The sequence below is a fragment of the Micromonospora sp. genome (assembly GCF_048594385.1).
Taxonomy (GTDB): Bacteria; Actinomycetota; Actinomycetes; order Mycobacteriales; family Micromonosporaceae; genus Micromonospora; species Micromonospora wenchangensis.
Genome location: NZ_JBMDWU010000318.1, coordinates 1 through 10,418, shown reverse-complemented (window position 1 = coordinate 10,418; position 10,418 = coordinate 1). Strand labels below are relative to the sequence as shown.

The 10,418-nt window shown below is 73.0% G+C and carries 13 protein-coding genes and 1 pseudogene; 5 read left to right on the top strand and 9 right to left on the bottom strand.

Annotated features, from left to right (window positions below; all coding sequences use genetic code 11):
- The 4 genes and pseudogenes from ACOJTC_RS17190 to ACOJTC_RS17175 form a co-directional block, all read left to right on the top strand.
- Positions 1–523: pseudogene (locus ACOJTC_RS17190) on the top strand (hypothetical protein); the annotation flags it as partial.
- 38 nt (positions 524–561) lie between these two features.
- Complete coding sequence (locus tag ACOJTC_RS17185) at positions 562–915, top strand: ArsR/SmtB family transcription factor (RefSeq protein WP_420117640.1); 354 nt, start codon at positions 562–564, stop codon at positions 913–915.
- Positions 912–1,391 (top strand): SRPBCC family protein, encoded by a 480-nt coding sequence (locus ACOJTC_RS17180; RefSeq protein ID WP_420117639.1) that lies wholly within the window; start codon positions 912–914, stop codon positions 1,389–1,391. The genes ACOJTC_RS17185 and ACOJTC_RS17180 overlap by 4 nt, the downstream gene beginning before the upstream one ends.
- Positions 1,388–1,744 carry a nuclear transport factor 2 family protein gene (locus ACOJTC_RS17175; protein WP_420117638.1) on the top strand — a complete coding sequence of 119 codons (357 nt, stop codon included), beginning with the start codon at positions 1,388–1,390 and terminating at the stop codon, positions 1,742–1,744. The genes ACOJTC_RS17180 and ACOJTC_RS17175 overlap by 4 nt, the downstream gene beginning before the upstream one ends.
- Positions 1,745–1,887: 143 nt before the next feature.
- On the opposite strand, the gene ACOJTC_RS17170 is transcribed toward ACOJTC_RS17175, so the two are convergent.
- The 6 genes from ACOJTC_RS17170 to ACOJTC_RS17145 all read right to left on the bottom strand — a co-directional run bounded on the left by ACOJTC_RS17170 (position 1,888) and on the right by ACOJTC_RS17145 (position 7,116).
- A complete protein-coding gene (locus tag ACOJTC_RS17170) occupies positions 1,888–2,448 on the bottom strand; it encodes a hypothetical protein (protein WP_420117637.1) in 561 nt (186 codons plus the stop codon).
- A 28-nt stretch (positions 2,449–2,476) separates the two neighbouring features.
- Positions 2,477–3,664 carry a S1 family peptidase gene (locus ACOJTC_RS17165; protein ID WP_420117636.1) on the bottom strand — a complete coding sequence of 396 codons (1,188 nt, stop codon included), beginning with the start codon at positions 3,662–3,664 and terminating at the stop codon, positions 2,477–2,479.
- A 312-nt stretch (positions 3,665–3,976) separates the two neighbouring features.
- Positions 3,977–4,870 (bottom strand): VOC family protein, encoded by an 894-nt coding sequence (locus tag ACOJTC_RS17160; protein ID WP_088647651.1) that lies wholly within the window; start codon positions 4,868–4,870, stop codon positions 3,977–3,979.
- The gene (locus ACOJTC_RS17155) at positions 4,867–5,184 is read right to left on the bottom strand and encodes a Dabb family protein (protein ID WP_302744364.1); all 318 of its coding nucleotides are present in this window, start codon (positions 5,182–5,184) and stop codon (positions 4,867–4,869) included. Before ACOJTC_RS17155 ends, ACOJTC_RS17160 begins: the two co-directional genes overlap by 4 nt.
- A 22-nt stretch (positions 5,185–5,206) precedes the next feature.
- Positions 5,207–5,695: an aromatic-ring-hydroxylating dioxygenase subunit beta gene (locus ACOJTC_RS17150; protein WP_158224284.1), complete on the bottom strand. Its 489-nt coding sequence runs from the start codon at positions 5,693–5,695 to the stop codon at positions 5,207–5,209.
- Between the two features lie 41 nt (positions 5,696–5,736).
- Positions 5,737–7,116, bottom strand: a complete 1,380-nt coding sequence (locus ACOJTC_RS17145; protein WP_420117635.1) for an aromatic ring-hydroxylating oxygenase subunit alpha — start codon at positions 7,114–7,116, stop codon at positions 5,737–5,739.
- Positions 7,117–7,426: 310 nt separating this feature from the next.
- Between ACOJTC_RS17145 and ACOJTC_RS17140 the strand changes: the two genes are divergently transcribed.
- A complete protein-coding gene (locus tag ACOJTC_RS17140; RefSeq protein ID WP_420117634.1) occupies positions 7,427–8,536 on the top strand; it encodes an acetamidase/formamidase family protein in 1,110 nt (369 codons plus the stop codon).
- Positions 8,537–8,810: 274 nt separating this feature from the next.
- On the opposite strand, the gene ACOJTC_RS17135 is transcribed toward ACOJTC_RS17140, so the two are convergent.
- From ACOJTC_RS17135 to ACOJTC_RS17125, 3 genes are all read right to left on the bottom strand, one after another.
- A complete protein-coding gene (locus ACOJTC_RS17135; RefSeq protein ID WP_420117633.1) occupies positions 8,811–9,710 on the bottom strand; it encodes a ribokinase in 900 nt (299 codons plus the stop codon).
- A 6-nt stretch (positions 9,711–9,716) separates the two neighbouring features.
- Positions 9,717–10,091 (bottom strand): cupin domain-containing protein, encoded by a 375-nt coding sequence (locus tag ACOJTC_RS17130; RefSeq protein ID WP_088647236.1) that lies wholly within the window; start codon positions 10,089–10,091, stop codon positions 9,717–9,719.
- A gap of 25 nt (positions 10,092–10,116) precedes the next feature.
- Positions 10,117–10,418 (bottom strand): hypothetical protein (locus tag ACOJTC_RS17125; RefSeq protein ID WP_420117632.1); only part of this gene is annotated, 302 nt, incomplete at its 5' end.

Sequence of the window (10,418 nt, the reverse complement as noted above, 5' to 3'; positions counted from 1 at the left end):
GCCGGCCGGCACGGCCACCGCCATCGCCGACCTGACGCTGGCCGGGGTGAGCGCCCCGGCCGCCGCGCCGACCGCCCCGCCCGGGCTGACCCTGGTGGCGGTGCGGGCCGTCGACCGGTCCGGGCCGCGCGGCTGGTTCGGCCTGCCGGGCGAACTCGCGGTCCGGATCACCCTGCACAACCCCGGCGCGCAGGACGTCACCGACCCGCCGTTGCAGCTCACCGTCGGGCCGCCCGGCCGGGCCCGGACCATCGTGGCCGCCCCGGCGCTGGGCACCATCGCCGCCGGGCAGACCCGGGAGTACCACGTCGCGGTGCCCACCGGCGCGGCCCCGTTCGGCCGGTACGAGGTGGACGGCCGGATCGCGGTGCCCGGTCGCCCGGTCGCGTTCACCGTGGCGGCGGCCCGGCGGCCCTGGGGGCTACCGGTCGCCGCCGCCGTCCTGACGGTCGTGCTGCTGCTCGCCCGGCCGGCGCGACGCCGGGTGCCCGCCGCGGCACCCGGGCGACCCATCAGCAAGTGATCGCTTGCGCAAACGACTGTTTGCGTTATCGTGGAGCCGTGACCGCCGCCCCCGTACCCGTCGCACCCGGTCCGGATCTCGACGCGGCCTTCGCCGCGCTCGGCGACCCGGTCCGGCGCGCCCTGGTGGCCCGCCTCGCCCACGGTGACGCCACGGTGGGACAGCTCGCCGCGCCGTTCGACCTGACCCCGCAGGCGATCTCGCACCACGTCGGGGTGCTGCGCCGCTGCGGCCTGGTCGAGCAGCGACGCGAGGGCACCCGACGCCCCTGCCGCCTCAGGACGGATCAGCTCTCGCTGCTCGGCGCCTGGATCGACGAGCAGCGGCGCACCTGGAACGACCGGCTCGACGCCCTGGAGCACCACCTCACCGACGACGGGACGGCCCGGTGACCGACGCGCACCTGCGGGGTGACGAACTGATCGCCCGACGGCGGCTCGCCGCGCCGCCCGAGCGGGTCTGGGCCGCCTTCACCTCGCCGAACGGCATCACCGCCTTCTGGGGCGGCTCGCACGCCACCGTGCCATCCGGGTCGGTGACCGTCGACCTGCGCCCCGGCGGAGAGTTCGCGCTCGACACCCGCGCGCCGGACGGCCGCACCCGTCGGCTCCGGTTCGTCTACGTACGCGTCACCGCACCGCACGAACTCGTCTTCGACGAACCGGCCACCGGCCTACGCACGAGCGTCACCCTCCGCCCCGCCGCCGACGGCACGGACCTCACCGTCCACCAGCGACGGCTTCCCCCCGAGCTACGCACCGCCCAGGCGGTCGACGGGCTCGCCGCAATCCTCGACGCCCTCGCCGCACACCTGCGCCAGCCCGGCCCAACGCCGGCACCCGACCACGTGACGACGGAGCAACCATGACGCCACAGACCCAACGCGACCTCGTCGCGGAATACTTCGCCGGGTTCCGGACGAGCGACCACCCGCGCATCCTCGCGACCCTCACCGACGACGTCGAGTGGGTCATCCACGGTCACCGGACCACCCACGGCAGGGCGGAGTTCGACGGGGAGATCGAGAACCCGGCGTTCACCGGCACTCCGACGCTCGACGTCCACCGCGTGCACGAGGACGGCCCGGTCGTCGTCGTCACGGGCGAGGGCCGGGGAGTCAGCGTCGACCACGGGCCGTTCCGCTTCGCCTTCAACGACCTGTTCACCTTCCGCGACGGGCTGATCGCCCGGGTCGACTCCTACCTCGTCCCGCTGCCCTGAGGCGACGCCGCGACAACCCGCACCGCACCGGCCCGGGGGGCGCGTCGACAGGGCGTCCGGCCGCGCACCAGCACGGCGACGCAGCCCGCGCAGGCGTCGCGGGGCCGACGCCACGCGCGCCGGCCCCGCCGTCGTCGACCTGCTCAGTTACTGAAGAAGGTGCACTGGAACGCCATGTCGTCCACCCGTACGGGGCCGCTGCCACCGAGCAGGGAGACCCGGACGAACACCTGGCTCGGGCCGTTGGCGTAGCTCGCCACGTCGTGCCGTCGCCAGACGGTGTCGGTGATCCGGACGGTACGCAGCGCGAGGTAGTTCCAGGTCGCGGGATCGATCACCTCGACGTTGAGCACCGCCGGCCCGCTGACCGCCTGGACGAAGAACCCGCCGCCGCAGGTGGTGTTGTGCCCGGCGGTACGCGGCCGTACGGTGAGCAGCTTGCCCACCCCGGACCAGCCGCCGGCCGACGTCGTGAGAATGGCGTTGTTCGCACCGGAGTGGGCCCTCCCCGCGCCCAGCTCGAAGGCACCGCTCCCGGCACCGGAGCGGTGGAACTCCCACACCGCCGCCGGGTTGCTCTCGAACCCGTCGGTGTGCTGCCAGAGATCCGCCTGGGCGGGACTGACGGCCACGGTGAGGGCCACCGTCGTCGCCATGACGGCCGCGGCGGTGAGGCGTACGGCTCGGGTGAGTGCGGTTCTCATCGCTGTCTCCTCTGCTCGTCGCCGCACGTCACGGCGCACCGTAGATGACGACCTGGTACGTGTTGATCGCCTCGCCCACCGGCTGGTGCCAGGTGCGCGGGGTGGAGTTGCACTGGCTGCCGTTGCGGTTGGCGTGCGAGTTCAGCCCGTACCCGGTGTTGCCGGCGAAGAGCGGCCCACCACTGTCACCGCCGAGGGTGCAGATGTTGGTCTCGATCATCTGACGTACGGTGCCGCCCGCGCCGTTGACCGTCACGTTGGTCTTGAGCACGGAGCCGCACCTGAATCCGGTGGTCCTGCCCGAGTTGCAGACCGACAGCCCGCTCACGGCCGTCGCCCAGCCGTGGATGCTGCGGCTGGTGTTGTTCCACAGGTTGATGGTGCCGGTGGCCCAGACCGACGGACCGTTCATCCAGATGAGGCCGAAGTCGTCCTCCGGGTAGTTGCTCTCCAGCGACGGCCCGACGTCCTGGCCGTTGGGCAGCGTCCAGTGCGGGTAGCCCTGGGTGCAGTGGCCGGCCGTGATGATGTAGTTGAAGGTGTAGTCGGTGGCGGTGAAGCCGGCCGAGCAGCCACCCAACGAGTCCCCGCTGGAAATCCCGACGTTCGGCTGGATCGGGCCGGTGCCGGTCTCGAACCGGACCGCCGTGCCGAACCGGCGCGCCGCCGAGCGTTGCACGGCGTTCTTCGCTCCCGACGCCGGCAGGCTCACCACCACCTGATTGGTCGCCGGGTCCACCCCCCAGGTCGTGCCGGGTTCACTCGCCGCGGCCTCCAGCGTCCGCTGGATCGTCCGCAGTTGCCGCTCCCCTCGGGCGACGAGGCGCGCCTTCGCGCCGGCAGCGGTCACCTTCGCGGCGGCAGCGGCGTCGGTGACGGTGACGACGAGGGCGCCGTCGGACAGGTACGCGCCGCCCGAGCTGGCACCCAGCTCGGTGGTCAACCGGTTGGCGAGCCGTACGTGGGCGTCCTCGGTGCGCAGCAGCTTCTCAGCGGCGTCGCGGCTGATGCCCCGCTGCGCGGCGATCGCCTCGGCCATGTCCGCCGCCCCGGTCGCCCGGCCCGACCCGGCGACGGCAGCGGCGGACGCCGGGACTGCCCGGCCGTCGGCGCGGGCGGGATCCGCCGTACCCCGGGGGCCAGCCGGCCGGTCGACCGGCCCCGCCGCCGCGGCCGTCGGGACGAAGGCCACCGACGACACTGCGACGAGTGCCATGGCGAGCAGGAATCTGCGGCTCGGTCTCTTCCTGTCCGGCCGACTGATGACACGTTCTGACATTCACCACTCCCATCACGAGAGGACCCGTCGGCCGGACCATGGGCCGACCGGACGGCAATCCTCGCAACGGGCGGTGGGACGGGAGTGGGATGCTGGACGCGGCTGGACACGCCCGGACACCTGACACCGGACTCAGCCGGGCCCGGGATGGGAGGCGGGGTGGCCCCCTGACCGGGCCACCCCGCGTTCGCACCCCTCACCGGCGGGCGGGTACGACACCCCGCCGGCCGGTCCTGACGGGGGCGCGGGTCAGAAACGCGCCCAGTCGTCGGCGGCGGGACGCCACACGTCGATGTTGCGCGGGTCGACCGCCATCCGGCGGGCCCGGTGGGTCTCGTGCTCCTCCGGGGTGAACACCCGGTGCCTGTCGCACAGCTCGTAGCGCGGCCCGTGCCGGGTGTCGTGCATGTAGAAGGCGATCGACGTGGACGCCGAGTGGTTGACCAGGTCGGAGGCGATCGGGACCTGCTTGTACTGGGCCCGTGCCCGGCCGCGCATCACGTGGTCGAAGCTCTTCATCATGAAGCACAGGTGCGCGACGTAGAACTCGTTGTTGCGCTGGATCGCCAGGCTGTGGTGGTAGCGGTCCTCGCTGCGCAGGAAGACCGTGACGTCGCCGACGTGGTCGGACTCCAGGAAGCCGAGCACCTTGGTGTAGAACGCCAGCGTCTCGTCGTACTTGTCGGTGGCGAGGAACGGGTGCACCAGGTCCAGCGGGCGCAGCTCGATCAGCGGCGGCTCGGCGTACTCCTGGAACTCGGTGAACAGCTCGACGATCAGCCCGTTGGGGTCGCGCACGGCGAAGCCCCGCTGGACCAGGCCCTTGACCCGGTCGGCCAGCTCGAACACCTCGTGCCCGGCGGCGGTGACCCGCTCCCGCAGGTCGTCCAGGACGGCGTCGTTCTCGACGCTGAACCCGACCGCCGTGGTCCAGGACTCGGTACGCTGCGGCGCGGCGACCAGCTCGATGCTGTGGTGTTCGAGGTCGGCACGCAGGAACGCGTACTCGTCGTCGTGCTGCTCCAGTTGCAGCCCGACGTGGTACTGAAGGAACTCGATGGAGGCGGCCAGGTCGGGCACCTCGATCCGGGCGTACTCCATGCCGTAGGGCCCACGGCGGCGGGCGGTGGCCTCGGTGGTCATCTGTGACCCCTCTCGATGGGCTGGGCGTCCCCGGCGGTGGGGAGACTGACGATGGCCTGACGCTCGATGACCGGCCGCCAGCGTTCCCGGACGAACCGCTCGTGCGAGTCGCTGTGCAGGTAGTCGAGCAGGTCCTGCTCGGTGGGGAACTCCACGACGAAGCCGTGGGTCATGCTGGTGTCGCGGGTGCTGACGTTGACCCCGCTGCGCCAGTTGCGCATCGCGGGATAGCGGCTCGGGAAGGTCTCCAGCTCGGCCAGGACGGACTCGGCCGCGCCGGGCGGCAGGTCGTCGCGGAACCGGAAGACCAGCATGTGAGTGATCATGGCGGCCGGCTCAGAGGATGAAGCTGAGTCGGGCGCCGGGGTCCATCGACTCCATCACCGGGACGGCCCGGCGCAGCCGGAACCGCAGCCCGTCCGGGTCGACCTTGAGCACGTGCTCGTAGCGGCCCACGTAGGTGTAGGCGCCGTTGTCGCGGTACCGGTGGATGATGAAGTTGGCGCTGATCCAGACGGTCTCCGCGCCGGCCTCCAGCAGCAGCACGTTGGAGACCATCCGGTGGGTCCGCGAGTGCGGGTTCTCGGCGTGCGCCTTGCGGCTCTTGAGCCGCTTGACCCGGGCCTGGATCAGCTCGTAGTCGTCGGCCACGAAGTACCCGGCGGTGGTGGCGTCCCAGCCGGCCCAGTCGGTGGTCGGGACCTCCAGCCGGCCCCCCGGCTCGATGAGGGTCAGCCACTCGTCGAGCCGCCACTCGTCGAGCAGTTGCGCCTCCCGGTAGAGGAACTCCTCCACCTCGGCCCGGGTCACCTCGCGCGATGCCACACTGACCACTCCCCCACGGCTGCCTGCCGTCGTCGACGCGCTCACTTGCCCGCACCCCCCGTGGCGGGTCCGGCGGCGGGCGTACCGGCCGGCGGGTCGCCGGCCACGCTGGTGCTCGCCCCGACCTTCTCGGCCCAGCGCCGCCAGAAGCTGCGCATCGCGCCCTCGTCGATCGAGCGGCCCTGGTTGCCCTGCTTCTCGTTGGCCATGCCCCGCGACATGTCGCTCCAGTCGTGGGCGGGGTCGACCGAGTCGGCGGTCGCGGTGATGCCGCGCTGCACCGCCTCGTACGCCTCGATGTCGTCGGGGGTGGCCAGGCCGCCCGGCCCGACGAAGCTGACCATCGTCTTGATCCGCAGCGCGCGGACCGACTCCGGCTCGCCGACCTCGACGAACTGCCACGCCCGCACGTCGGTGCGGTCGGCGGCGACCGGTTCGATCTGCCGGATGGTCAGCGCCTCCAGGTCGAACAGCAGCAGGTTGGGGAAGACGAACAGGATGCGGCTGGCGTCGGCCACCTCGGCGGCGAGTTCGGGGCCGAGGCGGGCCTCCAGCTCGCGGCGCTTGGCGACGGTGCGGGTCTTCTCCTCGTCGCCGAAGCGGGGTTCCCAGACCATCCCGATCCGGCCGTTGTGCCCGGTGAGCACGAGCAGGCCGTGGCCGCCGCCGAGGTCGTAGGCGTACTGGTCGTCGTCGGTGACGGCGAACCCGGTCTCCCGCAGGTAGCCGACGAAGGTGTTGTGGGTGGGGGCGAAGTGGTAGCCGTCCATCGCGTTCTCGACGGCGAGCTTCCAGTTGCCCTTCACGCTGTAGAGCTGCACGCCCGGCAGGGTGGTCATGCCGTGCTCGCCGATCTTCGCGGTCAGCGACATGTAGTGCGCGGCCGGCCCGAGGTGGGTCAGCAGGTCGGGGACGTCCGCGTCGAAGGCGACGAAGACGAACCCCTCGTGGATCTGGAGCCGGGGCACCTGGCGTAGGGCCATCGACGCCCGGAAGGCCGGGTCGTCGGGGTACGCGTCGTCGCCGGGCAGCGCGGCCAGTTCACCGGAGTTGCTGAACGCCCAGGCGTGGTAGAAGCACTGGAAGAACTTCGTGTTGCCCTCGCTGTGCCGGCACAGCACGGTGCCCCGGTGGGTGCAGGCGTTGAAGAACGCCCGCACCTGGCCCCCGGCGTCCCGGCAGAAGATCAGCGGTCGACCGCCGAGGGTGCGGGTCTTGAAGTCACCCGCCTTCGGGATCTCGGTCTCGTGGCCGAGATAGAGCCAGGTGTGATTCCAGATCCGGTCGATCTCGGTCCGGAACACCTCGGGGTCGCGGTACGCCGAGCGGTGCACCCGGAACCGCAGCGCCTCCCAGTCCTCGTCGATCATCGCGCCGTCACCGGTGGCACCGAGCGGACGTACCGGCGTCTGCTGCGCCATCACCTCACCGCCTTCTACGTCATGCGAGACAGCATCTCGCTACACGATGCTGCTACTCGGCCATGGCAACTGTCAAGAGCAGGGCAGACTCCGACACCGGGTTACTCGCTGTTAATACGAACGCAACACGCAACGGTTGCTTCGCCGGTCACGATCCCCTGCATCCGACGTGGCCCGGCCGATCCGCCCGACCCCGATCGCCGGCCCTCGGACGCGGCCCGCGCATCCCGTCGCCGGCCGCCGGCCACCCGCACCGGGCAGCGCCGTCCCGTCGCACCGCCAGCCGGTGTCACCCCTTCCGGAGGATGTCATGCTCCAGCCGCACGATGGCCCGATCGGTGGAACCCACTACCTGCCGAGCACCCCCGACACCTGCCTGTGGGGCCGGTTGCCCAACCGGCGGCACGAACCCGTGCTCCGGGTCGGCTCCGGGGAGACCGTGACCATCGACACGCTCAGCCACGAGGGCATCCTGGAGGACCAGGGCCGCGACCCGGTCGGCTTCCTCAAGCAGTTCGACGTGCCCAGCGACCAGGTGCTCACCGACGCCCGGGACCTGGCCGCCTCCGACGTGGCCCACGACTACGACGCCGACGGCCCGCACGTGGTCACCGGCCCGATCACGGTGGCCGGGGCCGAACCCGGCGACCTGCTCCGGATCGAGGTGCTCGACCTGCTCGTCCGCGCCCCGTACGGCTTCATCAGCAGCCGGCACGGCTACGGCGCGCTGCCCGGGGAGTACCCGCTCACCCCCACCGACACCGGCCCGGACGGCGACGGCCCCCGGGAGTACGGCACCGTCAGCCACTTCACCGAGGTGATCCACCACGGCGGCCGGCTGTTCGGCACCCTGCCGTACGGCGACGGCCGGGCGGCCCGCTTCCCGCTCGCCCCCTTCCTGGGGCTGATGGGCGTCGCCGTGGACACCGACGAGCCGGTCCACTCGGTGCCGCCCGGCGCCTTCGGCGGCAACCTCGACATCAACGAGTTGCAGGTCGGCTCGGCTCTCTACCTGCCGGTACAGCTACCCGGGGCGGGTTTCTACGCCGGTGACCCGCACTACGCCCAGGGCGACGGCGAGGTGGCGCTGACCGCCCTGGAGGCACCGCTGCGGGCCACCCTGCGGCTGTCGGTGATCCCCCGGGCGCAGGCCGCCGGCCTGCTCGGGGCCGTCGACGGGCCGTTCGGCGAGACCGCCACCCACTGGCTACCGGTCGGCCTGCACAGCGACCTCGACGAGGCGATGCGGCGGGCCGTCCGGGCCGCCGTCGACTTCCTCGTCCGCACCCAGGGCATGCCCCCGCAGACCGCACTGGCCTACCTGAGCGCCGCCGGCGACTTCGAGGTGAGCCAGGTCGTCGACGGGGTGAAGGGCATCCACTGCCTGATCCGCAAGGCCGACTTCCCGGCCCACTTCTGACCGGCCACCGCCGACCGGCCCTGCCGGCCGGTCCCTGACGCGCCCGGCCCCGGGGCGGCACCGAGCCGCCCCGGGCCGGACAGCTCACGCCACCGGTGCAGCGGCGGTGCCACGCCGCTGCCCCCGACCGGGACAGGCCGGGGGCAGCGCGCAGCCGGCCGGAGCCGGGCCGCGCCGTCGCCGACAGGCAGCATGCGACGGGCGGCAGGTTCGCAAGCCAAGGCGGCAGCCGGACCGGGCGGGGACGCGCCGGCCGGCGTAGCAGGGCGGGGTTTCAGGCGGCGGTGGGCACCTCGACCCGCCGGGGTGCGGCCTCCATCGCCCCCGGCCGGGTGACCGTCACCGCTGCCGCCCGGCTCGCCCACCGGGCCGCCTCGTCGATCGCCGCGCCGTCGAGCAGCGCGTCGGCCAGGGCGGCGCAGAAGGTGTCCCCGGCACCGGTCGCGTCGACCGCGTCGACCCGCTCCGCCGGGATCAGCCACTGCCGGTCGGTGGTCACCACCAGCGCGCCGTCACCGCCGAGGGTCACCACCACCGGCCCCCGGGTGCCCAGCGACCGGGCCATCGCGGCCAGCCCGTCCACCCCGGCGTCCGTCGGCGGCGCACCGGCCAGGGCGGCCAGCTCACCCCGGTTGGGCACCAGCACGTCGACCCGGGCCAGGGTCGCCGGGTCGACCGGGCGGGCCGGTGCCGGGTTGAGCACCACCAGCCCCTCGGCCAGCCGGACCGCCTCGGCCACCACCGCCGCGTCGACCTCCTGTTGCAGCAGCACCGCCCGCGCCGACCCGAGCAGGTCACGCAGCGGGCCGAGGTGCTCGGCGGCGAGCCACATGTTCGCCCCCGAGCTGACCGCGATGGTGCTGTCGCCGTCGGCGGTGACCAGCACGATCGCCTGCCCGGTGGGCCGGGGGGCGCGCAGCACCGCCTCGGTGGCCACCCCCTCGGCGGCGATCAGCCCGAGCAGCCAGTCGCCGTCGGCGTCGATGCCGACCGCGCCGACCATCGCCACCCGGCGACCCAGCCGGGCGGCGGCGCCGGCCTGGTTGGCGCCCTTGCCGCCGCCGGCCCGCCGGTGGTCGGCCGCGCCGAGCACGGTCTGCCCGGGGGCGGGCAGCTCGTGCAGCGGCACCACCACGTCCACGTTGAGGCTGCCCACCACCACGATGTCGGTCATCGCCGGTCAGCCCTGCCCGGGACGCCAGGCGTGCGGCAGGAAGTCCGCCCGGGGCGGGGCGAAGACGTCCACGTTGATGCACGGGCCCTCGGTCGGTTCGATGTAGTGCTCCGCGCCGCGCGGCACCAGCAGCATCGAGCCCGGCCCCATCGGGTGCGGCACGCCGTCGACGTAGTAGTTGCACCGGCCGCCGAGGATCAGTACCAACTGGTCGAAGTCGTCGTGGTGGTGGGGGTTGAGGTCCATCCCGACGGCCAGTTCGTGCCAGGCGAAGAGAACCTCGTCGGTGGCGTACACCTTGCGGCGTACCCCGGGCCGGACGTCGGTGGCCGGGATGTCGTCCCAGTTGACCGAGGTGCGGTAGAGCTGCGGGTTGAGCATGTGAACGCGTCCCTTCTCGGGCGGGTCAGAGGGGTGCGGCGAGCCGACGCAGGCCGGTGCCGAGCAGGTGCAGGTCCGAACCGACGACGAGGTAGCGCGCGTCGGTCAGGCCACAGCGGTCCAGCGCTGCGGCGGACCGCTCGGGCACCCAGCCGCCGAGGTGGGTCCCGGTCGTGCGGGCCGCGGCGGCGATGTCCCCGGTACGCCGCAACAGCGGCCCCGGGTCGTCGGTGGTCGAAAGGCCCAGGCTCACCGCCAGGTCGGTGGTCCCGACGAAGCCCACGTCCACCCCGGCCAGCAGGGCGGGCAGCGGGTCGTCGGTGGTCG